Origin of the sequence: Stappia indica, from assembly GCF_001696535.1 — a bacterium.
Lineage (GTDB): Bacteria > Pseudomonadota > Alphaproteobacteria > Rhizobiales > Stappiaceae > Stappia > Stappia indica.
Genome location: NZ_MBQE01000001.1, coordinates 174,087 through 198,933, shown reverse-complemented (window position 1 = coordinate 198,933; position 24,847 = coordinate 174,087). Strand labels below are relative to the sequence as shown.

Below are 24,847 nucleotides of genomic sequence, written 5' to 3'. Positions count from 1 at the left end.
GATGACGGACGGCGCCCGGCTCGACTTCACCATCCTGGGCTGCGGCTCGTCCGCCGGCGTGCCGCGCGTCGGCAATATCTGGGGCGATTGCGACCCGAACGAGCCGCGCAACCGGCGCATGCGCTGCGCCATGCTGGTGGAGCGCAAGGGACCGAACGGCACCACGAGCGTTCTGGTGGATGCGGGGCCTGACCTGCGGCAGCAGCTTCTGGATGCCCGCGTCACGGATCTCGATGCGGTGCTGCTGACCCATTCCCATGCCGACCACCTGCACGGCATCGACGACCTGCGGCCGCTGGCGATCACCCACCGCAAGCTGATCCCGGTCCATATGGACGCGGTCACCTCGCACCGGGCGCACGATCTGTTCTATTACGGCTTCGCAACGCCGCAGGGCTCGAGCTATCCGCCGATCCTGCGCGACATCCGCATCACCGCCGGCACGCCGGGCGTGATCGAAGGGGCCGGCGGGCCGATCCCGTTCCTGCCGCTGGAGGTCGAGCACGGCGATATCGCAGCACTCGGCTTCCGTTTCGGAAATGTCGCGTATCTGCCTGATGTCAAAGACATTCCGGAGGCTGTGCAGCCGGGTTTCGAAGGACTCGACACCTGGGTGATCGACGCGCTGCGCCGTACGCCTCATCCCTCGCACTTCTCGCTGTCGGAGGCGCTGGAGTGGATTGCCCGCATGCGCCCGCGCAAGGCGATCCTGACCAATATGCATGTCGATCTCGACTACCGCACGCTGGAAGCGGAGCTGCCCGAGGGCGTGATCCCGGCCTATGACGGCCTGCGGTTCTCGGCAAGCCTCGACGCCGCGCCATGACGCGCGCCGCCCGTCCGCCGACCGAAGAGCGGCTGATGAAGGCGGCGCTCCATTATCTCGACCGCTACGGATCCAGCCGCGAGAACCTGAAACGGGTGCTCGAGCGCAAGGTGATGCGCGCGGCGCGCGAACTCGAACTCGATCCTGGCGATTTCGATGCGATGATCGAGGCCGTCGTGGCGCGCTGCGCCGCGTCCGGTCTCGTCAACGACCGGCTCTTTGCGGAATCCCGCATCGCCTCCGAACGACGCAAGGGCCGCTCGGCCCGGCGGATCGGCGCGGTGCTGGCGGCCAAGGGCATCGAGCAGGAACTTGCCGAAGAGCTGATGGCGCAGGAGGACAGCGACGACCTCACCGCCGCCTGCATCGCCGCGCGCAAGCGCCGCTTCGGGCCCTGGCGTCGGGGCGAGGCCGATCCCGACCGGCTGCGCAAGGAGATGGCGGCGCTGTGCCGGCAGGGCTTCTCGCTGTCGGTGGCGCGCAAGGTGGTGGACGCGCGGGACGGCGCGGAGCTGGAAGAGGACCAGGGGTAGATCGGGGAGGTGGCTCGGGTGCTCTTTCCTCACTTTGTCTTCAGCCCCCTGTCTCAGCCTTTACCGCAGGCCTGCAGCAGACTGCCGACCGCCTTCGAAGATCCCTTGAGCGTGAAGCTGCGCAAGTGCTCCAGCGAACCGCCGAGGTGAAGCTCGACGAAGCTGCCCTGCATGAGCGCGGCAAAGAACGGCTGGCCCGGGGCAAGCGTCGGCGACTGCAGGACGCGGGCCGTCTCCTCGACCATGAAAGGCACCGCCGTCGGCTGACCGCCATCCACCTCGATTTCGATCTCGAGGCGATTTTGCGCTCCCGCCAGGTCGCGGGCGTGCTGGCTGACCGAGCCGTTTTCTTCCCACATCCAGGTCGGACCATACTGGATGCGCAGCGAGCCGCCGTCGCAGACGAGGCGCAGGCTGTCGCCCTGCGAAGTGGCCAGTGTCGCCGACGGCACGGGGGCTGGCGCGAAGGACCAGCGGTCGCGCGGCTCTTCCTGCAACATTTCGACCGTCTCACCGCTCAGCGCATAGCGCTGGAAACAGGTTTCCACGCCGGCGCGCCCGCAGGACCCGCCATGCAGGACGGCAAGGAAGGTGCCTTCGGACGGGCGGTCGAAGCGCAGCTCATAGGCGAGAAACTCGGCGACCATGGCGTGCGAGCCGTCGGCGCGGCCGAGATAGATCTTCTGGGTGCAGCCGGCAGAGCCGCAGAACATCATGCGCGTGCCGTCGCAGGACAACTGGCCGTAGTCGACGAGGATGTCTGGCGCCCCATTGCCATCGACATTCGCCTCTCTCGCAAAGCCCTCGAGAAACTGCATGGTCGCCCCGCACATCTCGGCAAGTTCCGTCCGCTCCCGCTGCAGGACCGACTGCAAGTCGGCCAGGGCGGGAAGCGGCGCGAATGCAAAGAGCGACAGGCAGGCAAGGGAACGGACGAGCAGTCGGGGAAACGGAAAAGGCATATTGAAAACTCCGAGGATCAACAGGGCAAGGGTAGCGGGCTCCGGACGCGCGGGGCAAGCCCGGCGCATCCGGGCCGGCAGCCTAGCCTTCCTGTGGAATCGCGACCGGGAGCTCGTCGAAGACGGCGATGCGGCCGCGGCCCTCCGCCTTGGCAAGGTACAGCGCCTTGTCGGCCCGTCGCATGTGGTCGTCGGCGGTGATGTTGCCGCAAGTGATGAGCGCCACGCCGATGCTGGCGCCGATGACGATGCTCTGTCCGTCCACCGTGTAGGGAGCGCAGACGGCCGCGACGAGCCGTTCGGCAAGAGTCCTTGCCGCTTCCGGCTGAGACGCGCCATGCTGCAGGATGGCGAATTCGTCGCCGCCGATGCGGGCCACAAGATCGACCTCGCGCACGCAGCCGGACAGGCGCGCCGCCACCTGCCGCAGGACCTCGTCTCCGGCAGGATGGCCGAGCGTGTCGTTGACCTGCTTGAAGAAATCGAGGTCGAGCGCGAGCAGGGCGCTTGTCACCCCGCGGCTGGCCGCCGCTGTCGCCAGCTCGAGCCGGTCGCGCAGCAGCACCCGGTTGCCGAGCCCGGTCAGGGCGTCGTGCATCGCCATGTAGGCGATCTGCGCCTCGTCCTGCTTGCGCGCGTCGATATCCTCCAGCACGCCGGCCCACTGGATGACGTTGCCGTTGTCGTCCAGCACCGGACCGCCGCGATCGCGCACCCACAGCCAGCGCCCGTCCGCGACGCGCAGGCGGAACTCGATGTCGAAATAGTCGAGCGTGCCGCTCTTCTTCTGGCTGATGGCGCGCGCGACACGCTCCTGATCGTCGGGATGAACCTGCTCGATCCACGACACGCCGAGGGCGTCCTTGTCGGGCATGCCGGTCAGCTTTTCCCAGCCTTCCACGGACAGCAGATCTCCATCGGCCGACCAGCGCCAGAAGACCAGGGCGCCGGCATTGGCGACCGTGTGCAGCCGGCGTTCGTTCTCGCGCCGCGCGGCCTCCGCCGCCTCGAAACTGAGCCGAAGCATCTCGAATTCACGGATCCTCGAGGGCGGGATCGGCGCGGACAAGCCGTTGTTGCCGCCGTCGCCGCTGGCGATGGCCAGGCTGCGCGCCGCCAGCGCCTGTACCGGCCGCCGGATCAGCTGGCCGATATGGATGGCCAGGACGATGGCCAATGCCGCCGCCAGCGCCGATCCGAGCAGAAGGCCGGCCAGCGGCGTCTGCCAACGGGCATTGAACACCTCAAGCGGCTCGGCGACCACGGCGGTCCAGCCGGGCGTCATCTTGATCCGCTGATACGCCATGACCGTATCCAGGCCCTCGGTCGTCCTGGCTTCGAACAGGCCGCCATCGAGGGCGACGGACTGCAGCCGGTCCCAGTCGGGGGCCTTCACGCCGACGGACTGCTCTGCATCGCGGGAGCGCGCGAGGATGAGTCCGTTGCCGTCCGTGACGGCGATGAGAATGCCGGAGACCTGCTCGCCGCCGGGCTGCAACGTCCGGATCAACTGCCGAGGAGGCAGGGAAAGAACGAAGACGCGCGGGGGCGTTTTGTTGCTCGACACCGGCAGCGCCAGATGGACACGGTAGTCTCTCGCGTTCGTTCCCAGCACAAGGTTCGAGACAAGAGGCACGTTCCGCTCGAAGGACTGGCGAGCGATGGCCAGCACCTGTTCGCTGGCACGCGTCTTCGGCTGGCCGGCTTCAAACTCAATGACCTCGATCATCCCATCAAGTCCGATACCGTCGTAGCGGCTGCCTTGCAGGATCAGACGATTGCTCAGCGTGCCAGGCGACCACAACGTCGCGAACGTGCTGAGCACGGTGAAGCGGCTTTCGATCTCGGACTCGATGGCATTGCGGATGGTCAGTGCCGTTTCGCTCAAACGGGAGGTCGCGGTGTCCCGATAGGCTGCGCCCGTACGCCAGGCTGCATATCCGGAGATCACGAGAATGGGCAGAAGACAGACCAGCACCAGAACGACGAGATGCGTGTTGATGCCGGCGTGCCTCGACGCGACCTGCTTGTTCAACGGCAATGCATCAGACCCCCGCAAGACCGATCATTTCAAATCTACATAACTACAAGCGATGACGGATGTCTCGTCATCGGCGCGGACAACATGACAATTTTATCGATTTTGCGCCCGTGGCCGGCATTCGTGCCACACCGGGCACGATCCGCAGAAGACGCGAGGTCGCAGGCCCGGTCGCTCGCCTGATTTCAGCTCAACATAAAAGTTCCATAATATATCTTATGCGAATTAGCGATATGACGGTGAGGATTGGAGCGAAGCCCGGCCCGGCGGCGTCTCCAGCTCTTGTCGGCCGGCTCCCCCGGATCGATGCTTGATGGTGCCGGTTGGGTTTCGCTCATGCCCTCACGCGCTGGTGCCGGCACATGCCGGCGCAGCGTTGGGCGACTGCTGGTGCGGCAAAGCTCTGAACGCCGTGTCAGGCTGCCGCTTCGGATCCCAGTCGGCAGTACATGTAGGTGGTGGCGTGACGTGCCCGTCCGTCCGGGTCGAAGGCATAGTCCGGGATGATGCCGGCAACCTCGAACCCGACGGAGGCATAGAGCGGCTCGGCGACATCGCCGGTGCGCGTGTCGAGCGTCACCAGCGTCTTGCCGAGCTGGCGTGCGCGCTCCAGAGCGCGGTGCATCAGAGCTCGGCCGATGCCGAGGCGTCGCGCGTGCGGATGGACGATCATCTTGGCGATCTCGCAGCGATGCGGCTGGTTGGGCGGCATGGCCAATAGAAGCTGCACGGTGCCGAGGAGTTCGCCGTCCCGCCTTGCGCCGAACACGATCCGGTACCCGGCCTCGACAGCCGGCCGGACATCCTCCAGCCAGAATAGTGTCGCCTGCTGTGCGGATACGGGCGCCATGAAGCCGATAGCGGCCCCGCCGGCGACGCTGTCGACGAGGATGCGCGACAGCGCAGCAAGGTTCGCCTCGATGGCCGAACCGTCGAGCTGGAGAATATGCGGTTCCATTCGAGGATCCTCAGGCCAGAGCGATGAGATAGCGCGCGCCATGCTCTGCGGTCTCGAAGACCGTGGTCCCGAACAGCCGATAGCGCAGGCAGTCGCCCGGGTACAGGTCTCGGCGCTCCCCATCGACTGTGAGGGTCAGCCTTCCCGCGATCATCACAAGATGATGCTCGTGGCCCGGGACCGCCGGACGGTCGTAGGAGATGCGCTGATCGGGCGCGATCTCGCATTCGATGATTTCCAGCTTCAGCCCGCTGCTGGGCGGCGAAACGGACCGACGGGTGAAGCCGCTTTCGGGATCCGACCAGATGCTCTGGTCGGCACGGCGAAGAAGCGGCGGAAACTCCGGCTCCAGCGGCGCGAGAAGCTGGGAAAGCGGCAGGCCGAAGGCCGACGCCATGCGGCCGAGCGTTTCGGCCGTCGGACTGACCTCCCCGTTCTCGATACGCGAGAGCGTCGCGCGGCTCACGCCGCTGTTTTCCGCCAATTCCTGAAGGGTGAGCCCGCGATCCGCCCTCAGGGAGCGCAAATGGTCGGCAAGTGCCGTGTTGTGTCGGTCAATCCTGTCCATATGAGGGATATAATCCCATATATGGGATATTGCAGCAGTGTTCACCGCGCGTAAGTGCCGTGATCGGACCTCCCTGCCCTTTGCTGCGATCCCGATCCACGGCGCCCCGCCATTTTGCAACCGAATGCCTTTCGCGAAACCCGGAACACGGCGGCGAGAGCGGGTGGGCCAAAAGAAACGGGCCGGGAGATCGCTCCCCCGGCCCGCGGTGCTTTGGTGGATGGCGACAGGCCGAAGGTCAGTTCGGCAGCTTGTCGTCGATGCCCTTGACGTACCAGTTCATGCCGAGGAGCGTGCCGTCATCGATGATGATGCCCTCGCCCGCTGCCTCGCTGCCGTCCTGCTTGAAGATCGGGCCGGTGAAGGGATGGAACTCGCCCGAACGGATCTTCTCGGCGGTCGCCGCGGCTTCCTTGGCAACGTCCTCCGGAACGTTGGTGAAGGGAGCCATCACGACCATGTCCTTGTCGAAGCCGCCCCACACGTCCTCGCTCTTCCAGGTGCCGTCGAGCACGGCCTGGACGCGGCGGATGTAATAGGCGCTCCAGTCGTCGACGATGGCGGTGAGCTGCGCCTTCGGCGCGAAGGCGATCATGTCGGACGCCTGGCCGAAGCCGACCGCGCCGCGCTCCTCGGCGACCTGCAGCGGTGCCGGGCTGTCGGTGTGCTGGGAGATCACGTCAGCGCCCTGGTCGAGCAGCGCCTTGGCAGCGTCGGCTTCCTTGCCCGGGTCATACCAGGAGTTCACCCACACGACCTTGACCTTGAAGTCCGGATTGACCGACTGCGCGCCCAGCATGAAGGAGTTGATGCCGCGCACCACTTCCGGGATCGGCACGGAGGCGACATAGCCGGCGGTGCCGGTCTTGGACATCTTCGCTGCCATCTGGCCGATGACGTAGCGGCCCTCGTAGAAGCGGGCGGAGTAGGTCGAGAGGTTCTCGGAACGCTTGTAGCCGGTGGCGTGCTCGAACTTCACGTCCGGGAACTTCTCGGCGACCTTCAGCGTCGGGTTCATGAAGCCGAAGGACGTGGTGAAGATGAGCCCTGCCCCGTCGCGTGCCAGGCGCTCGATGGCGCGCTCCGCATCCGGGCCTTCAGAGACGTTCTCGATGTAGACGGTCTCGATCTTGTCGCCGAATTCCTTCTCGATGGCGAGACGGCCCTGGTTGTGCTGGTAGGACCAGCCGTGGTCGCCGATCGGACCGACATAGATGAAACCGACCTTCAGCTTGTCGGCCGCTTCGGCGCCGACAATGCCGAAGCCGAGCAGCGCAGCCGCCGCCAACCCCAGAACTTTTTTCATTTCCTGCTCCTGTGTCCCCTGTTGCAGCCCCCGCCGGAGTTTCGCCGGCTTTCAAGATGGCAGGTGGCGGATGGGGGCTGCCCCGTCCGCGCCCGCTGGTCAGCGCATCACCGGTCCGGCACGAACGGCTTGCCGAGGCAGGCCGGCGTGTTGATACGGGTCAGGATACGGTTTCGCGAAATGATCACAAGCACTGCGATGGTCGCAGCATAGGGCAAGGCCGCCAGCAGCTGCGAGGGAACGCCGACGCCATGCGCCTGGGCATGGAACTGCAGGATGCCGACCGCGCCGAAGAGATAGGCACCGGCCAGAACCCGCAAGGGCCGCCAGGTGGCGAAGACGACGAGCGCCAGCGCGATCCAGCCGCGGCCTGCGGTCATGCCCTCGACCCATTGCGGGGTGTAGGCCAGCGACAGGTAGCCGCCGGCCAGACCGGCGCAGGCGCCGCCGAACAGCACCGCAAGATAGCGCACCTTGCGCACCGAAACGCCGAGCGCGTGGGCCGAGCCGTGATTGTCGCCGACCGCGCGGATGACCAGACCGGCGCGGGTGCGGAACAGGACGTAGGAGACCGCCGCGACCAGCGCCAGCGACACGTAGACCAAGAGGTCCTGGCCGAACAGCGCCCGACCGATCACCGGCAGGTCGCTCAGCACCGGGATCTCGATCGCCTGAAGTTTCACGCCCGGCCGGCCGACGAACGCCTCGCCGATCATGCCGGCAAGGCCGAGGCCGAGCAGCGTCAAGGCCAGGCCGGTGGCGACCTGGTTGGCGACGAGATGGATGGTCAGGAAGCCGAAGAGCAGCGCCAGAACCATGCCGGCAAGCATGGCGCACAGCACGCCGACATAGGGAGAGCCGGTGGCCTGTGCGGCGGCAAAGCCCATCACCGCGCCGAGGATCATCATGCCCTCGACACCGAGATTGAGAACGCCGGACCGCTCCACCACCAGCTCGCCGATGGCGGCGAGCAGCAGCGGCGTCGCCGCAGTGATGACGGTCAGGAGGATCGCTTCGAACGCACCCATGTCAGGCCCCCTTCCCCGTGGCGGCGGGTCCGCCGAGCCGGATCCGGTAGAGGATCAGCGTGTCGCAGGCAAGCACGTAGAAAAGAAGCATGCCCTGGAACACGCGGGTGGTCTTGTCGGAGATGCCAAGCGCCACCTGCGCAGCCTCGCCGCCGAGATAGGACAGGGCCAGCAGCAGGCCGGAAAACAGGATGCCGACGGGGTTCAACCGGCCGAGAAAGGCCACGATGATCGCCGTGAAGCCGTAGCCGGGCGAAATCACCGGGGTGAGCTGGTTGATCGAGCCGGAGACCTCGCTGATGCCGGCAAGGCCGGCCAGCCCGCCCGACAGGAGGAAGGCGAACCATACCATCTTGTTCTGCGAGAAGCCGGCAAAGCGCCCTGCCCGCGGCGCCTGGCCGAGGACGCGGATCTCGAAGCCCTTGAGCGATTTCATCAGCACCACGGCGAGCGCTGCGACCGCAATCAGCGCGAAGATCGCGCCCACATGCATGCGCCCGTCGGCCAGAGCCGGCAGCGATGCTGCATCGGAAAAGATGCGGCTTTCGGGGAAGTTGTAGCCGTCCGGATCGCGCCAGGGGCCGCGCACCAGCCAATCGAGCAGGAGCAGCGCGATATAGACCAGCATCAGGCTGGTCAGGATCTCGTTGGTGCCGAAGCGTACCTTCAGAAAGGCCGGAATCGCCGCCCAGGCCATGCCACCGGCAATGCCCATCAGCAGCATCAGGGGCAGCGTCAACGGGGTCTGGAAATCGGGAAACAGGATCGGCAGGATCGAGCCGGCAAGGGCGCCTGCCGTGAACTGGCCCTCGCCCCCGATGTTCCAGGTGTTGGAGAGGTAGCAGACCGCAAGACCGACGCCGATCAGGATCAGGGGCGTTGCCTTGACCACCAGCTCCTGCAGCGACCAGGAGGCGGTCAGGGGCTCGATGAAGAAGACGTAGAGCGCCTCGGCCGGGTTCTGGCCCAGGGCCGCGAACAGGATGGCGCCGCTGACGAGCGTCAGGGCAAGCGCGATCACCGGCGACAGCAGCGCCATCGCGGTCGAGTGTTCGGCGCGTTTTTCCAGCTCAAGCCGCATGGGTCGCACCTCCCTGCCCTTCATCCATCCCGCCCATGAGCAGGCCGATGCGCTCGCGGGTCATGGCCTCCGCCGGCTCGGCGTCCGACATCCGGCCGCGCGAGATGACGGCGATGCGGTCGGCGATCTCGAAGATCTCGTCGAGATCCTGGCTGATCACCACGACGGCCGATCCCTGGCGGCTGAGGTCGATGAGCTCCTGCCGGATGAGCGCTGCGGCGCCGGCATCGACGCCCCAGGTCGGCTGGTTCACGACCAGCACGCCCGGACGGCGGTCGAGCTCCCGGCCGATGACGAATTTCTGCAGATTGCCGCCGGACAGGGCGCGTGCCTCGGCATCGTCGTGAGACATGCGCACGTCGAAATTGCTCTTCAGCCGCTGCTCCAGCTGCCGAGACCGGTCGCGGTCGACGAAGCCGCCGCGCACCAGACCGTCCCCTGTGGAGTGGCGGGTCAGGACGATGTTCTCCGACAGTCTGAGGCCCGGCACTGCGCCATGGCCGAGCCGTTCTTCCGGCACGAAGGCAGCGCCTGCCCGCCGACGGGCGGTGATGCTGCTGCGCCCGGCCGACTGGCCGTCGATCTGCACGGCGTCGGCGGCGGACAGGCGCTCGCCCGACACAAGGTCGAAAAGCTCGCCCTGGCCGTTGCCGGCAATGCCGGCAATCGCCACGACCTCGCCGCCGCGGACCTTCAGATCGACATTGTCGATAGCGACGGAGAAGGGCCCGTCCGCCGGAGCGGACAGCCCGCGCAGCTCCAGCCGAACCGCGCCGGCCTCGGGCCGCGGACCGCGGTCGAGATCGTGCACCGCGCTGCCGACCATCATCCGCGCCAGCGAGGCGGCGGTCTCCTGCGCCGGGTCGCATTCGGAGATGACCTTGCCGTGGCGCATGACGGTGGCGTGGTGACAGATGCGCTTCACCTCCTCCAGCCGGTGGGAGATGTAGAGGATCGCGCAGCCTTCCGAGGTGAGCCGCTCCAGGGTGAGGAACAGCTGGTCGGCCTCCTGCGGCGTCAGCACCGAGGTCGGCTCGTCCATGATGATCAGGCGCGGCTCCTGCAGCAGGCAGCGGACGATCTCGATGCGCTGGCGGATGCCGACGGGAAGGTCTGCGACGATGGCGTCCGGGTCGAGCGTCAGGCCGTAGTCGCGCGAGACGTCGCGGATGCGCGCGGAGAGCTCGCGCATGGCGGTGCCCTTGGGAAGAGCGAGCGCGATGTTCTCGGCAACCGTCAGCGCCTCGAACAGCGAGAAATGCTGGAAGACCATGCCGATGCCGAGCTGGCGCGCCTCGGCGGGGGTGGAAATGGTCACTTCCCTGCCCTGCCAGTGCAGCGTGCCCCCGTTGGGCTCAAGCGCACCGTAGAGGATCTTGACGAGGGTCGACTTGCCGGCACCGTTCTCGCCGAGCAAGGCATGGATTTCGCCGGCACGCAGCGTCAGCGACACCGTGTCGTTGGCGAGAACCTCGCCGAAGCGCTTGCTGATGCCCCTGGCCTCGAGCAGGATTTCGCCCTGTCTCTCACGGCCTGTTGCGGGCGGATCTGTCGGTGTCGTGGCTGTCATCGCTTCCCCCGCAGCGTTATCATACGAGCCTCATTCCCCCCGCAAGCCTGCCGCCGCGTTTGTTGTGGAAAGCTCCTGCCTGTTCGCGGCGAAGCATGAGTTCGGCCGCAACGGAGATGGCGATGGCGGCCGGCTCCTTGGATGCGATTCCCGAAATGCCGATGGGACAGCGGAAGCGCGCCAGCGCCTCCTCGCCGTGACCGGCCGCCCGCAGCCGCGAGACCATGCGCGCCGCCTTGGTCGCGCTGCCGATCATGCCGACGCCGCCGATGCCGGGCGCCCGGAGCGCCGCATCGGCAATCGCCAGATCGAGCGCATGGTCGTGCGTCATGATCAGCACCTCGGCCGGGCGGGCGTGACCGCTTGCCGGCTCGCGGAACAGCGCGGTCGGGTCGCTCAGGTGGCGGGCTTCGACGCTGCGCGGGGCATGGGCGGGAAAGGCATTGGCGCGGCTGTCGACCCAGGTGACGCGGAACGGCAGACTGGCCAGCGCCAGGACGATGGCACGCCCGACATGGCCGGCCCCGAACAGGACGAGACGGGTTTCGCCGGCGGCGAACCGCTCTTCCAGCAGGCCGGCGGATAGGGCCAGAGGCGCATCCACCGTGTCTTCGCCGGCGACGATCTCGCGCGGGCCGACTTCTCCCTGCGCGCCGATGGCTGCGCGGGTCGCAAAGCCGCCGCGCCCGGCAAGCTCCGCGAGGCAGCGCGCCTCGTCGAACCGTGCGCCCGAGAAACTCTCCACCGCCAGCGTCACGCGGCCGCCGCAGCACTGGCCAAGGTCGGGCCCCAGCGTGAAAGTCCGCAGTTTCAGCGCATCGGCCGAGGTCGCGTCCGCCGCTTGCGCGGCCGCCATGGCGATGGCCTCGTATTCCAGCGTGCCGCCGCCGATGGTGCCGTGAAACGATCCGTCCGGCGCCACCACCATGCGTGCCCCGACCTCGCGCGGTGCCGAGCCCTGCAGCGCCAGCACGCTGACCATGGCGCAGCGGCCATGGCGCTCCAGCAGATCGCGAACGGCGCTCCAGGGGTTGCGCATCAGCCGGCCCTGCTCCGCTTCATGGACAGGACGGCGTGCAGGATCGCCTCCGGCGTTGCCGGGGCATCGAGATCCGGGATCGCGCCGGGGTTGAGGCTGGCGAGCGCGTCATGGATGGCGCTGAAGACGGAGATCGCCAGCATGACCGGCGGCTCGCCGACCGCCTTGGAGCGGTAGACCGTGGGAGAGGGATTGCCGGCCGAGGCATAGAGCGCCACCCGGAAGTCCTCCGGCACGTCGGAGGCGGTCGGGATCTTATAGGTGGAGGGAGCGTGCGTGCGCAGGCGGCCCCGGTCGTCCCAGACCAGTTCCTCGGTGGTCAGCCAGCCCATGCCCTGCACGAAGCCGCCCTCGATCTGGCCGATATCGATGGCCGGATTGAGCGAGTGGCCGACGTCGTGGAGGATGTCGACGCGATCGACCCGCATTTCACCGGTCATCGTGTCGACGGTCACTTCCGAGCAGGCGGCGCCATAGGCGAAGTAGAAGAACGGCCGGCCCGAGGCGCTGGGGCGGTCCCAGGTGATGTTGGGCGTGGCGTAGAAGCCCGCCGCCGACAGCTGGATGCGTGCCAGATGAGCCTCGCGGGCGAGCTCGCCGAGCGTCATGGAGCGCTCGCCGAGCTGCACACGGTTGCCGGCAAAGGAAATCGCGTCCGGCGCGACCTGATAGCGCTCGGCGGCGAAGGCAACGAGGCGGCCGCGGATGGTCTCGGCCCCGATCTTGGCGGCCATGCCGTTGAGATCCGTGCCCGAGGAGGCGGCCGTCGGCCCGGTGTTGGGCACCTTGCCGGTGTGGGTCGCGGTGATCTTCACCTTGTCGAGCGTGACGCCGAATTCCTCGGCGACGATCTGCGCCACCTTCTGGAACAGGCCCTGCCCCATCTCGGTGCCGCCGTGGTTCAGATGGATCGAGCCGTCGGTGTAGAGATGCACCAGGGCACCGGCCTGGTTCAGGTGCTTGAGCGTGAAGGAGATGCCGAACTTCACCGGCGTCAGCGCCAGGCCCTTCTTGAGGATCGGGCTGGACGCGTTGAAGGCGGCGATCTCGTCCCGGCGCCGGCGATAGTCCGAGCTTTCTTCCAGTTCCTCGACGATGGCGTGCAGCGTTGCGTGCTCTTCCACCTTCATGCCGTAGGGTGTGACGTCCCGCCCCTCGCGGTAGAAGTTGCGCTTGCGCAGGTCCAGCGGATCGACCCCGAGGCGGATCGCCAGGGCGTCCATCATCCGTTCGGCGGCCAGCATGCCCTGCGGCCCGCCGAAGCCGCGAAAGGCGGTATTGGAGCAGGTATGGGTCTTGAGCCGGCGCGAATGGATCATCGCGTCGGGATAGTAGTAGCTGGAATCGGCGTGAAACATCGACCGGTCGACCACGCCGAGCGACAGGTCGGCGGAGTAACCGCAGCGGGCAAAGAGCCGCATGTCGACCACCCGCAACAGGCCTTCGGCATCGTGGCCGAGCTTCCAGTCGACGCGGAAGTCGTGCCGCTTGCCGGTCATGATCATGTCGTCGTCGCGGTCGAGCCGCAGCTTGCACGGACGTCCGGTCGCGCGTGCGGCGATGGCCGCGATCGCCGCCCAGTGGTTCGCCTGGGACTCCTTGCCGCCGAAGCCGCCGCCCATGCGGCGCACCTCCACCGTCACCGCCGCGTCCGGCACCGCGAGCACGCGGGCGATGATGTGCTGCGTCTCGCTCGGATGCTGCGAGGACGTGTGGACGAACATGTCGCCGTCTTCGCCGGGCACCGCCAGCGACACCTGGCCCTCGAGATAGAAATGCTCCTGCCCGCCGATGCGCAGCGAGCCTTCCATCAGGTGGCCGGCGGTCGCGAGACCGGTCTCGGGCGAACCCTTGCGGAACTGGTAGTCGGGCAGCACCGTCTCGTCCGCCGCCAGCGCGTCCTCGACGGTCAGCAGCGGCGGCAGGTCCTCCACCTCGATGCGCGCCTTGCGGGCCGCGTGGCGCGCAGCCTCGCGCGTCGTCGCAACGACGGCAAAGAGCGGCTGGCCCCAGAACAGGATCTCCTCGTCCGCGAACATCGGCTCGTCGCCGAGTGCCGGAGACACGTCGTTCTTGCCCGGAACGTCGGACGGGCCGAGAACCGCGACGACGCCGGGATGGGCGCGCACCGGATCGAGATCCAGCGAAAGGATCCTGCCTCTTGTCGCATCACGTGCCCAACCGGGCACCACATGCAGCGTGCCGGCCGGCTCGCGGATATCGTCCACATAGACCGCGCTGCCGCTGACATGACGGATGGCGCTGTCATGCGGCAGGGACTGGCCGACGCTGGCGAGCGCAGCCGCGCCAAGGGGCTTTTCGCCGCTCTCAGGCTGCATGGATGACCTCCCCGCTGCGCAATCCGCTCACCCTCGTGCGTTCGTCCGGCGTGCCGCCAATTTCCACCAGGGCCTTGGCGAGCAAGGCGCGTGCCACCTCCTTGCGATAGGCATCGCTGGCGCGCATGTCCGAAATCGGGGCGAAATCGTCCGCCAGCGCCTTCAGCGCCGCCGCCCAGGTGGACGGGCGGTCGGGCCGGGCGCCGATCAGGGCGAGCTCGGCGATCTCCGCGCGTTTCGGGGTCGTCGCCATGCCGCCATAGGCGAGCCGTGCCTCGGTGATCGTGCCGTCGGCCAGCGTCACCCGCAGGGCGCACAGGACGGATGAAATGTCCTGGTCGAAGCGCTTGGAGATCTTGAAGCAGCGGAAGGCGTGGTTCGGATCGAGCCGCGGCACATAGAGCCCGGTGACGATCTCGCCTGGTTCGCGGTCCTGCTTGCCGTAGTCGATGAAGAAGGCTTCCAGCGGCAGTGTGCGGGAGTCCTCGCCCCGCCGCAGCTCGATGGTCGCGCCGAGGGCGATGAGCGCCGGCGGACTGTCGCCGATGGGGGAGCCGTTGGCGATGTTGCCGCAGACGGTGCCGGAGGCGCGCACCTGCCGCGAGCCGATGCGTCGCCAGAGTTCGCCGAGGTCGGGATCGATCCTCGCCATGTAGGGATGCGCGGCGGCGAAGGTCGTGCCCGCCCCCATCAGCACGCCGCCGGGCGTGTCCTCGATGCGGTCGAGATCGCGCACCCGGCCGAGCCAGATCACCTGCGGCAGCTCGCGGAGCTGCTTGGTGACCCAAAGACCGACATCTGTCGCCCCGGCGACGAGCGTTGCCTGCGGGTGGCGCTCGGCAAGCGCGGCAAGTGCATCCAGCGAGGCGGGTGCTGCGAAGAAACCGCCCTCCTCCTGAGCGATGAAGACGTCGCGCGTGTCCTGCTCCATCGCCTGCAATGCGGCGATGCTCTCGTCCGCGCGCCGCGAGAAAGTGTCGTCGATCTCGGTGAAGCAGGCCTCCAGCGCGGCATCGACGATGGGCCGGTAGCCGGTGCAGCGGCAGAGGTTGCCGGCCAGCCAGTCGGTCACCGTCTTGCGCGTCGCCGGCTTTTCCGGCGCGTGGTAGAGCGTGAAGAGGCTCATTACGAAGCCCGGCGTGCAGAAGCCGCATTGCGAGCCGTGATGGTCGACCATCGCCTGCTGGACGGGGTGAAGCTGTCCGTTCTCGGCCAGATCCTCCACCGTCACCAGCTCGGCGCCGTCGAGCATGCCGAGAAACTGGATGCAGGAGTTCACCGGCTGGTAGACGAGGCATCCTTCGACCAGTCGCCCGACCGCGACCGTGCAGGCGCCGCAGTCGCCCTCGCCGCAGCCTTCCTTGGTGCCGACAAGACCGCGACGCAGGCGCAGATAGTCGAGCACGGTCTCGGTCGGCCGCACGTCGGCCAGTTCGACGACACGGCCATTTTGCAGGAAACGGACGACCTCACGCATTGCTCAACTCCCGCGATAGGTGGAATAGCCGAAGGCTGAGAGCAGCAGCGGTACGTGATAGTGGCTGGCCTCGTCGGCAATCCCGAAGCGCAGCGGAATGATATCAAGAAACGGCGGGTCCGGCAGGTTTGCGCCGGAGGCGGCGAGATAGGCGCCTGCCTCGAACCGCAATTCGTAGACGCCCGCGCGGAAGGCCTCGCCCTCCAGCAGCGGCGCGTCGACCCGGCCGTCGGAATTGGTCACGGCGGAACGGATGTGCCGGAACGCGCCGGCCTCCTCGCGCCAGAGCGTCAGTGACAGGCCCGCTGCCGGCTTGCCGAGCGCGGTGTCCAGGACATGCGTGGTCAGTCGTCCCATGGTCCCCCTTCCATGCGTGCTGTTGCGCGTTCGCTTGCCGCCTCCAAGTGATCACGCTTTGTGCATGCCTTGAAAGGGTGCAGCAGCTTGAGCGCCGCGACCAGAAGATATTTTCGCCCTCTATGATGCCGAATTGGCATCGATCATGGCAAGGCGTGCTCGCAATGCGTCCATCGAATGTTCGAAGAACGCGCGTGCCGCGTGACCGAGGCTGCGATGCGCCGAGGTCAGAATGGTGAAGCGGTCGCGCTTCAACGGCTGATCCGCCAGCGGCAGGAAGACCAGCGACCCGTCGACCAGCTCCTGCTCCAGGCCGAGCGTGGTGAGGAAGGCGACGGTATCGTCGCGGCGGGTCAGCTCCCGCATCAGCTTCAGCGAGTTCGCCTCCACGAAGGCGCCGGGCGGAAAGCCGCCATCCGACAGAGCGATGTCGAGGCGCTTTCTCAGCGACAGGTCAGTCGAGGGAAAGCAGAACGGATGCGAAAGGCAGTCGGCGAGCGACACGCGCGCCAGCTGCGTCAGCGGATGGCCGGGCCGCACCACGGCCCCGATCTCCAGATCCCGGTGAAAGGCGACCGCCAGCCGCGGATCGTCCGGCGGCTCGAAGGCGAAGCCGACATCCGCCTCGCCGGCGATGATGGCCTCCACAACCTGCTCCGATCCGGTCAGGACGGTGTGCAGGTGGATGCCGGGATAGTGGCGGCGAAAGGCGGCGACCACATCGGGCAGCAGGCTTTCGGTGACGCTTTCGACGCTGGCGATGCGCACGGTGCCCCGCTGCATGCCGGTCAGGGCATCGAGATCGCCGAGCGTTGCCTCAAGGTCGGCGAAGGTGCGCAGGACATGCGCCCGCAGGATCTCTCCCGCGGGCGTCAGTTGCACCCCGCGCGCCAACCGGTCGAACAGCGTGTGGCCGAGCGACTGCTCCAGCCACAGGATCTGCCGGTTGACGGCGCTCGAGGCGACGTTCAGCTCGCGTGCCGCGGAGCGGATCGACCCGGACCTGGCGACGGCTGCGAAATAGCGCAGCGCCGGACCGTAGAGGGAGCGGGATCGATCCATGGCTCGCGGTCAGGGCACGAGAACGGTGGTTCCGGTGGTCTTGCGCCCCTGCAGGTCCTCATGCGCCTTCACGGCGTCGGCGAGCCTGTACTCCTGGTTCACCGCGATCTCGACGTCGCCCGAGCGCACCACGTCGAAGAGATCGTTTGCGGTCTCCTCCAGGTCGGCGCGCGAGGCGATGTAGGTGAAGAGCGTCGGCCGGGTGGCGAAGAGCGAGCCCTTCGGCCCTAGCAGGCCGAGGTTGAAGTCCGTGATCGGGCCGGACGACTGGCCGAACGACACCCACATGCCGAGCGGACGCAGGCAGTCGAGCGAGCCGGGATAGGTGTCCTTGCCGACCGAATCGTAGACCACGTCGCACAGCTTGCCGCCGGTGATCTCGCGCACGCGCTCCACGAAGTTCTCGGTCCGGTAGTTGATGACGTGGGTGTAGCCGTTCGCCTTGGCAAGCTCGGCCTTTTCCTCCGACCCGACCGTGCCGATCACCGTGGCGCCGAGCTTGGCTGCCCACTGGCCGGCAATGAGACCGACGCCGCCCGCGGCCGCATGGAACAGCAGCGTGGTGTCAGAGGTCACCTTGTAGGTCTTGCGCAGCAGGTAGCGCGCGGTCATGCCCTTGAGCATCATGCCGGCGGCGGTCTTGTCGTCGACCCCGTCCGGGATCTTTACGAGACGGTCGGCCGGAATGAGACGCTCTTCCGCGTAGGAGCCGAGCGGGCCGACATAGGCCACCCGGTCGCCCGGCGCGACGTGGGTCACGCCCTCACCCACCGCGACGACGGTGCCCGCGCCCTCGTTGCCCGGAGTGAAGGGCAAGCCGGCCGGCGCCGGATAGAGGCCGGAGCGGAAATAGATGTCGATGAAGTTGAGGCCGACGGCGGTGTGGCGGATGCGCGCCTCGCCCTTGCCCGGGTTGCCGAGTTCGACATCTTCCCAGCGCATGACTTCCGGTCCACCGGTCTCATGCACCCTGATTGCTTTTACCATGTTTCGCTCCCGTCGGGATTGGTTCTCGATCGTGAGCAGGATGATGGGCGGCCCCGCCTGCGGCGGCAACCCCCTTTCGCATGATGGTGCCTTGCTTTTTCAGGCGTTTGCGCGCGGCTGGAGCGGAAGCCTCAGCGCAGACGTTCGAGCAGCTGGTGCAGGGCCGAGACGCCGAGCAGATAGATGCTGGTCGCGGCCAGCAGCCACTTCACCGGTCCTTCGGCCGACATGCCATCGGCAATGGCAAAGCCGGCGGCCACGAACCACAGAAGCGTCACGGCGAGCGTCAGAGGACGCCAGCGTACCACGCGCACGGGATGGACGAAGCGGATCGGCGCGAAGGTCAGCGCACACAGCGCCACCACGAAAATCACCGTGAAGACCTGCGAGGACGACAGCACCATCAGGCCGAAGACGACCATGTTCCAGCCCGCCGGGAAGCCCTTGAACGAGCCGTCCGGCTGCTTCATGCCGTTGTCGGCGAAATAGAGCGCGCCGGTGAACACCACGAGACCGCCGCAGATCCAGTTCCACGGTGTGGACAGCATGTCGCTGGCGGCAAGCGCGAAGGCCGGAAGGAAGACATAGGTCGCGTAGTCGATCACGAAGTCGAGCGAGGCGCCGGGCCATTGCGGCATGCGGCGGGCAATGTCGAAATGCCGGGCGAGCGGGCCGTCGATCCCGTCGATGACGAGCGCGATGCCGAGCCAGACGAAAAGCATCGTCCAGTCGCCGCGCGAACCGGCGAGCAACGCCAGCAGCGCGATGGGCGCGCCAAGGGCGGTCAACACATGGATGAGGAACAGCGGATGCGCGCTTTTCAGCCTGTCCGCAACGCCAGCGTCGAGATCCGCCATCTTTCCCTTTGCCACAGGCACAGCCTCGCAACCTGGTCCCAATCCTTGTCGGACGGGACGAGAGAACGCTTCCCCCTGTCCTTCCTATGCCCGCAAGAGGGCCGGACTGCAACAAGACTGACATGGTTTTGTCGCAAAAAGCGAGGCCGGAAGCGGTCTCAGCCGGCAAGCGCAGTGCGGCCGAAAGCGGCAAGCGAAAGCAGGAAGCCGCCCCAGAGAAGCAGAAAGACGCCGATCACCTGCGGCAGGCGCTCGGAGAGAAACGTCTTTTCCAGGCCCATCAGCAGGCCAAGCAGCGCGATCCAAAGCACGTTCATGATGCCGACGGCGAACATCACCGTCATCAACGCCCAGCAGCAGCCGAAACAGAAAAGCCCCTGCATGACGCCCAGCCGGAACGTCTCTGCCAGCGTCGAGGGCCGGTGCCCGGCGAAGAACAGCCGCGGATTGCGGCATCGCCACAGGCACGCTGCCTTGGCCGGCGTGAACTGGTAGATGCCGGCCACAACCAGCGTGGTGCCGGCGAGGACCGTGGCGACGGGTGCCATCATCGGCGTCAGCGCGCCGGCCATGGTCAGTGCGGCCTGCGCCAGGGTCGCAACGACCGCATAGGCCATCCAGACCGAAAGATATCCGAGGGCCAGCACCAGCGTTGCCCGGCCCGGGGCAAGCGCGCGGCGCCCCTCATGCGGGCCCTGTTGCACTTTCTCGGCGAAATGCGCGATCACCGGCGCTGCGGTCGGCAGCATCATCGCCAGCGCCATCGCCGCCCACATCACTAGGACGAGCAACATATCGTGCGCCGACCAGACGGCAGAGGCGGGCATGCCGAATGTCGAGACACCCTCGGGCAGGCAGATCGCGGCAAGCATCGCGCGCGCTTCCGCCGGCAGTCCGGCAAAGATGTTGAAGGCGTTGAAGAGCGCCATGCCGGGGCCGAGCTCGCCCATGTCCATGACCGGGAGCATGGCCGCGACCATTGCCGCGAGATAGGCCCAGCCGGCGAGCGACACGACGCCGATGCAGGCCAGCACGACGGCGCGCGGATGCCGGGCGGCAAGGCTCCAGAGGCCGCGCTCCTCCTGCGGATCGCGTGTTCCGCCGGTGCCCTTTGCCGAAGTCTCGATCCCAGTCGACACGATGCAGCTCCTTCGCTCCGGGAACGGTCCCCGAAACTTTCGCCAATGATAGACGGATCCGGCGCGCCTGCCATCCGCGCGGCACCCGATGCGACCAAATGCGCCGCGCAGGGGCTTGCATTGCACGGCGGCCGCGTCATCTTTCCGGACAAGCTTTCACGAGAGATCGGACCCCGGCCATGACACAGCGCAAACCCGCAAGCGGAACCCCGTCGCGCGAGGCCGATATCGCCGTCGTCGGCGCCGGCCCGTCCGGCATGACCATGGCCTTGCTGCTCGCGCGCCACGGCTTTCGCACCGCCCTTGTCGCCCCTGCCCTGCCGGCTGCCGACGACCGCACCACGGCGCTGCTGGAATCCTCCGCCGAGATGCTGCGCTCGCTGAAGCTGTGGGACCGCATCGCCCCCCATACGGCACCGCTGGAGCACATGCGCATCATCGATGCAACGGGGCGCTTGATTCGCGCGCCGGAGGTCGTGTTCGACGCATCCGAGCTGAAGCTGCCGGCCTTCGGCTACAATATCCGCAATGCGGAGCTGAACGCGGAGCTGGCAGAGGCCTGCAAGGCCGAGCCGCTGCTGGAGCGGATCGATGCCCGGGTCGACGGGCTGAAGACCGGCGAAAGCGGCGTTGCGCTCACGCTGTCCGAGGGCAGCACGCTGAACGCCCGGCTGGTGGTGGGAGCGGACGGTCGCCGCTCGGCCGTGCGCGAGGCGGCTGGCATCGAGGTGCGCGAGTGGCGCTATCCGCAGTGCGCGCTGGTGCTCAATCTCGAGCATGATGCGCCGCATCACGACCATTCCAGCGAATTTCACACTCCCACCGGCCCGTTCACGCTGGTGCCTCTCAAGGGGCGGCGGTCGTCGCTCGTGTGGGTGCAGGAGCCGGGCGAGGCAGAGCGGCTGCATGCGCTCGACGACGAGACGCTGGCGCTGGAGATCGAGCAGCGTGCGTCCTCGATCCTTGGCCGCATGCGGATCGTCGGAACGCGCCAGCTCTATCCGCTGGGCGGCCTGAGTGCGAAGTCTGTTGCCGCCAATCGCTGCGCGCTGATCGGCGAAGCAGCGCATGTCTTCCCGCCCATCGGGGCGCAGGGGCTCAACCTCGGCTTCCGGGACGTGGCAACGCTGGGCGAGGTGCTGGTGGCGGCCCGCCGGCGCGGCGAGGACATCGGCGCCGCACCGGTGCTAGCGGCCTATGAGCGGGCGCGCCGGCCGGACATCGCCTCGCGCACGACCGCCGTCGACCTGCTCAACCGCTCGCTGTTGAGCGATCTTCTCCCCGTCCAGCTGTTGCGCGGGCTGGGGCTCTATCTCGCTGGCCGGGTGCCGCCGCTGCGCCGGTTCCTGATGCGCGAAGGCATCGCCCCTGCGATGGCGCGCCCGCGCCTGATGCGCGGGCTGACGCTCGGCTGAGGCGTTGGGCACACGCCCCTAAACAGGCGCCTTTAAACAGGCGCCTTGGCGCTTCGGCTGCCACGGAAGGCCGGCGCAATCGGCACGACGGTCGCCGGCAGGGCGACGTCGCCCGTCGTGACCTCGAAGTCGAACAGCCCGCGCTCGCGGAAATGCGGGTCGAGGAACGCCTCGGCCAGATCGGCAAGCGGCGCCGCGCAGCAGTCGGCGGCAGCAAGTCGCGGCGCCCAATAGGCGGTGTCCTGTGCGGCGAATGCTGCGGCCAGCGCCCGCCCTGCCCGTTCCGGATCGCGGCGGTCGTCACGCTCTTCCTGCGACAGGCCGAGCGTATCGCAGAGCGCGGTCCAGAATTTCTCCTCCAGAGCCCCAACAGCGATCAGGCCGCCATCGGCAGCCGTGTAGATCCGATAGCGGGGCGAGGCTCCGGTCAGCAGATCGGCGCCGTTGCCCGGCGCCTTGCCGGTTGCGGTCAGCTTTGCCTGGGCGAACAGGGCGAGCGTGAACATCGCATCGCACATGGCAATGTCGAGAACGGCGCCGTGGCCGCTGCGTTCGCGCGCGATCAGCGCGAGCAGGATGTTCATCACTGCCGGAAAGCTGCCGCCGCCGATATCGGCAATCTGCGCCGGCGGCAGGACCGGTACCTCGGCCGTGCCGCAGGACAGGGCGAGCAAGCCGGTCAGCGCCATGTAGGTAATGTCGTGTCCGGCCTCGAGCGCACGCGGCCCGGTCTGCCCGAAGCCGGTAATCGAACAGTAGACGAGACGGGGATTGCGTGTCGTCAGCGCCTGCGGCCCGAGGCCGAGCCGTTCCATCACGCTCGGACGGAACTGCTCCAGAACCACGTCGGCCGTGTCGACCAGCTCCAGCACCCGCTCGCGCGCGGCCGGATCCTTGAGATCGAGCTCGATGCAGGTCTTGCCGCGATTGAGCATGGCGTAGAGCGCGCTTGTCGGCCCTGCCTTGGGCGGAAAGAAGCGCATGTCCTCGCCACCCGGCCGCTCGATCTTGATGACCTTCGCTCCCGCCTCGGCCAGCATCAGGCTGGCCAGCGGCCCGGGCAGCAGCGTGCTGAAATCGAGCACGGTGATCCCGGCAAGCGGTTGTTGCGTCATGTCCCTGGTCTCCTCCCGGACGGCCGCCCTCTTGTATGTTCTGCAGGCGGCGCGGTTCGGCGCATGGGTTACTGGAGCGGCAGCAGGCCTTCCGTTATCAGATAGATGAAGATCGACACGGTGATCGTGGAGGCGATGGTGCCGATGAGGATCGAGCTGGAGGCCCGCTGGATGTAGACGTGATACTGCTGGGCGATCACGAACACATTGGCCGCCGGCGGCAGGCAGGCCATCAGCACGGCCGTCGCCACCCAGGCCGGCTCGACGCCGCCCATCCAGTTCAGCAGCATCAGCACGATCAGCGGATGAACGATCAGCTTCACCGAGAGGATCACCGGAAGCTCCATCGGCACACGGCCCATGGGCTGCTGCGCGACGGTGACGCCCATGGCGAAGAGCGCGCAGGGAGCCGCCGCGTTGCTGAGGAAGGTCAGCAGCGTGTCGATGGCCTGCGGCGGCTGAAACTCGACCGCAGCCGCCAGCACGCCGGCGATGGTCGCCAGGATGAACGGATGGGTGAAGATGCGCTTCACCACCGTGATCATCGTCTTCAGCGGCGGCTCGTTGTCGGTGCCGCCGAGCGCCATCATCAGCGGTGTGAGCGTGAACAGCAGGATGTTGTCGAAGCAGAAGACCAGTGCCGTCGGCACGGCGGCGGCAGGTCCCAGCACCGCTAGCGTCAGGCCGGGGCCCATGTAGCCGACATTCGAGTAGGAGCCGGCCAGCGCCTGGATGGTCGCTTCGGGAATGTTGCCGCGCGAGGCCAGCACACCGACGCAAAAGGCTATGGCGAAGGCACAATAGGTGGCGAAGGTGGTCGCTGCGACGTAGCCGACATTCGTCAGCTCCTCGATCGGCGTCTTGGCGAGAAGTCGAAAAAACAGAGCCGGCAGCGCTATGTAGATGATGAAGAACTGCATCCACGCCAGGCCGGACGCGGGAATGTCCTTCAGTTTTCCGGCGGCGACCCCAAGAAAGATCAGTCCGAAAAACGGAAGCGCCAGCGATATAACATTTTCCATCAGGGCCTCCGGCGGACGGGAGGGGCGCCCGCCAAACAGGGAGCGTGTTGCCAAGCCTCGACTGCTTGGTTAATCACCGCAGGCCTAGCGGGTTCGCACAGACCGGTCAACGGCAACGACCCTCCGCATAAGTGAGTAGAGACGGCAACAGGCGATGACGCAGACCGATTCCCCCGGCGAAACCGGCAAACAGCCCGGCGAACGGTCCGGCGAGCGGGGCGGATTGCGCTACCGGCTGGAGTGGGGCCTGCTGAATTTCGCCCTTTGGCTGCTGCGCCTGATGCCGCCGGACACGGCCTCCGCCGTCATGGGCAAGGCGTGGCGCCTGTTTGCGCGCTTCAACAGCCGCCACCGCCGGGCGCTCGGCAATCTGGCGAAGGCGATGCCCGAGCTCTCGCAGGAAGAGCATCAGCGTATCCTGCTGGGAATGTGGGAAAATCTCGGCCGGATCGCCGCAGAGACGCTGCAGCTCGACCGGCTCGTTTCCGATCCCGAGCGGTTCGAATACGATGTGGACGATGTCCGAGAGGCGGTCGGCGACGGCGGCGCGGTTGTCGTCTCCCTGCACGCGGGCAACTGGGAAGTGACGGCCATGGGCGGGCTGGCCGCCGGCTGGCAGCCGGTCGGCGTCTACCAGACAATCAAGAACCCGCTGGTGGACAAACTGGTCCACGATCTTCGTGCGCGCATTTATCCCGGCGGCTTGTATCCCAAGAGCCACGAGACCGCGCGGCGGCTGCTGACCATCGCCCGCTCGGGCGGCCGAACGGCGATGCTCGCCGACCTGCAGGATCGGCGCGGCGCAGTGATTCCGTTCTTCGGCCGCGATGCCTGGGCGACCGTCTATCCCGCGACGATCGCGCGGGCCGCCGGCGTGCCGCTGGTTGCGAGCCGCGTCATCCGGCTGCCGGCCAACCGCTTTCGCATCGAGGCGCGGATCGTCGAGATGCCGCGCACGGGCGACCGCAAGGCCGACGCGCTGGAGGCGACGCAGCGCTATCATGCCCTGTTCGAACGATGGATCCGCGAGAACCCGTCCCAGTGGATGTGGATCATGCGCAAGTGGCTCTAGCGGCCAGGCGCGCTTCCCCCCTCGCCCATCTCTCGCCGCCGTTCGGCTTCGCCGAAGGTCCCGCTTGCATGCCGCGTTGCGAAAGCCATTATA

The 24,847-nt window shown here is 67.3% G+C and carries 22 protein-coding genes; 4 read left to right on the top strand and 18 right to left on the bottom strand.

Going from position 1 to position 24,847, the window contains the following annotated elements:
• Position 1: 1 nt before the first annotated feature.
• Together BBX35_RS00930 and BBX35_RS00925 are read left to right on the top strand one after the other, a co-directional pair.
• The gene (locus BBX35_RS00930) at positions 2-826 is read left to right on the top strand and encodes an MBL fold metallo-hydrolase (RefSeq protein ID WP_067214990.1); all 825 of its coding nucleotides are present in this window, start codon (positions 2-4) and stop codon (positions 824-826) included.
• Complete coding sequence (locus tag BBX35_RS00925) at positions 823-1,359, top strand: regulatory protein RecX (RefSeq protein WP_067214987.1); 537 nt, start codon at positions 823-825, stop codon at positions 1,357-1,359. The genes BBX35_RS00930 and BBX35_RS00925 overlap by 4 nt, the downstream gene beginning before the upstream one ends.
• A 53-nt stretch (positions 1,360-1,412) precedes the next feature.
• Here BBX35_RS00925 and BBX35_RS00920 read toward each other — a convergent pair whose 3' ends face one another.
• The 16 genes from BBX35_RS00920 to BBX35_RS00845 form a co-directional block, all read right to left on the bottom strand.
• Positions 1,413-2,321: a hypothetical protein gene (locus tag BBX35_RS00920; protein WP_141687794.1), complete on the bottom strand. Its 909-nt coding sequence runs from the start codon at positions 2,319-2,321 to the stop codon at positions 1,413-1,415.
• 82 nt (positions 2,322-2,403) lie between these two features.
• Positions 2,404-4,362 (bottom strand): diguanylate cyclase domain-containing protein, encoded by a 1,959-nt coding sequence (locus tag BBX35_RS00915; protein ID WP_171901368.1) that lies wholly within the window; start codon positions 4,360-4,362, stop codon positions 2,404-2,406.
• 415 nt (positions 4,363-4,777) lie between these two features.
• Positions 4,778-5,320: a GNAT family N-acetyltransferase gene (locus tag BBX35_RS00910; RefSeq protein ID WP_067214979.1), complete on the bottom strand. Its 543-nt coding sequence runs from the start codon at positions 5,318-5,320 to the stop codon at positions 4,778-4,780.
• 10 nt (positions 5,321-5,330) lie between these two features.
• Entirely contained in the window at positions 5,331-5,933 is a 603-nt protein-coding gene (locus BBX35_RS00905; protein ID WP_341871200.1) for a helix-turn-helix domain-containing protein, read from the bottom strand.
• Between the two features lie 193 nt (positions 5,934-6,126).
• Positions 6,127-7,194 (bottom strand): BMP family ABC transporter substrate-binding protein, encoded by a 1,068-nt coding sequence (locus BBX35_RS00900; protein ID WP_067214974.1) that lies wholly within the window; start codon positions 7,192-7,194, stop codon positions 6,127-6,129.
• Between the two features lie 107 nt (positions 7,195-7,301).
• Positions 7,302-8,222, bottom strand: coding sequence for an ABC transporter permease (locus BBX35_RS00895; RefSeq protein ID WP_067214972.1), 921 nt, complete (start codon positions 8,220-8,222; stop codon positions 7,302-7,304).
• A 1-nt stretch (position 8,223) separates the two neighbouring features.
• Positions 8,224-9,303: an ABC transporter permease gene (locus BBX35_RS00890; protein ID WP_067214969.1), complete on the bottom strand. Its 1,080-nt coding sequence runs from the start codon at positions 9,301-9,303 to the stop codon at positions 8,224-8,226.
• Positions 9,293-10,873: an ABC transporter ATP-binding protein gene (locus tag BBX35_RS00885; protein WP_067214967.1), complete on the bottom strand. Its 1,581-nt coding sequence runs from the start codon at positions 10,871-10,873 to the stop codon at positions 9,293-9,295. The genes BBX35_RS00890 and BBX35_RS00885 overlap by 11 nt, the downstream gene beginning before the upstream one ends.
• A 19-nt stretch (positions 10,874-10,892) precedes the next feature.
• Entirely contained in the window at positions 10,893-11,912 is a 1,020-nt protein-coding gene (gene xdhC / locus BBX35_RS00880) for a xanthine dehydrogenase accessory protein XdhC (protein ID WP_067214965.1), read from the bottom strand.
• Positions 11,912-14,251, bottom strand: a complete 2,340-nt coding sequence (xdhB, locus tag BBX35_RS00875; protein WP_067214962.1) for a xanthine dehydrogenase molybdopterin binding subunit — start codon at positions 14,249-14,251, stop codon at positions 11,912-11,914. Before xdhB ends, xdhC begins: the two co-directional genes overlap by 1 nt.
• Positions 14,241-15,728: a xanthine dehydrogenase small subunit gene (gene xdhA / locus BBX35_RS00870; RefSeq protein ID WP_067214960.1), complete on the bottom strand. Its 1,488-nt coding sequence runs from the start codon at positions 15,726-15,728 to the stop codon at positions 14,241-14,243. Before xdhA ends, xdhB begins: the two co-directional genes overlap by 11 nt.
• Before the next feature lie 3 nt (positions 15,729-15,731).
• Positions 15,732-16,085 (bottom strand): hydroxyisourate hydrolase, encoded by a 354-nt coding sequence (gene uraH, locus BBX35_RS00865; protein ID WP_067214957.1) that lies wholly within the window; start codon positions 16,083-16,085, stop codon positions 15,732-15,734.
• Between the two features lie 120 nt (positions 16,086-16,205).
• On the bottom strand, positions 16,206-17,147 hold the full coding sequence (locus BBX35_RS00860) for a LysR family transcriptional regulator (protein ID WP_067214955.1): 942 nt from the start codon (positions 17,145-17,147) through the stop codon (positions 16,206-16,208).
• Between the two features lie 9 nt (positions 17,148-17,156).
• A complete protein-coding gene (locus tag BBX35_RS00855; protein WP_067214952.1) occupies positions 17,157-18,134 on the bottom strand; it encodes a quinone oxidoreductase family protein in 978 nt (325 codons plus the stop codon).
• Positions 18,135-18,265: 131 nt separating this feature from the next.
• Positions 18,266-18,991: a CDP-alcohol phosphatidyltransferase family protein gene (locus tag BBX35_RS00850; RefSeq protein ID WP_067214950.1), complete on the bottom strand. Its 726-nt coding sequence runs from the start codon at positions 18,989-18,991 to the stop codon at positions 18,266-18,268.
• A gap of 158 nt (positions 18,992-19,149) precedes the next feature.
• Positions 19,150-20,130 (bottom strand): DUF2182 domain-containing protein, encoded by a 981-nt coding sequence (locus BBX35_RS00845; protein ID WP_208979732.1) that lies wholly within the window; start codon positions 20,128-20,130, stop codon positions 19,150-19,152.
• 179 nt (positions 20,131-20,309) lie between these two features.
• Here BBX35_RS00845 and BBX35_RS00840 point away from each other — a divergent pair, with 179 nt between their 5' ends.
• Entirely contained in the window at positions 20,310-21,545 is a 1,236-nt protein-coding gene (locus BBX35_RS00840) for a UbiH/UbiF family hydroxylase (RefSeq protein ID WP_067214947.1), read from the top strand.
• Positions 21,546-21,577: 32 nt separating this feature from the next.
• On the opposite strand, the gene BBX35_RS00835 is transcribed toward BBX35_RS00840, so the two are convergent.
• Together BBX35_RS00835 and BBX35_RS00830 are read right to left on the bottom strand one after the other, a co-directional pair.
• Positions 21,578-22,660: a CaiB/BaiF CoA transferase family protein gene (locus tag BBX35_RS00835; protein WP_067214944.1), complete on the bottom strand. Its 1,083-nt coding sequence runs from the start codon at positions 22,658-22,660 to the stop codon at positions 21,578-21,580.
• Positions 22,661-22,728: 68 nt separating this feature from the next.
• Positions 22,729-23,682 (bottom strand): AEC family transporter, encoded by a 954-nt coding sequence (locus BBX35_RS00830; RefSeq protein WP_067214941.1) that lies wholly within the window; start codon positions 23,680-23,682, stop codon positions 22,729-22,731.
• Between the two features lie 154 nt (positions 23,683-23,836).
• On the opposite strand from BBX35_RS00830, the gene BBX35_RS00825 reads away from it, so the two are divergent.
• Positions 23,837-24,754, top strand: coding sequence for a lysophospholipid acyltransferase family protein (locus BBX35_RS00825; protein ID WP_067214938.1), 918 nt, complete (start codon positions 23,837-23,839; stop codon positions 24,752-24,754).
• Positions 24,755-24,847: the final 93 nt, after the last annotated feature.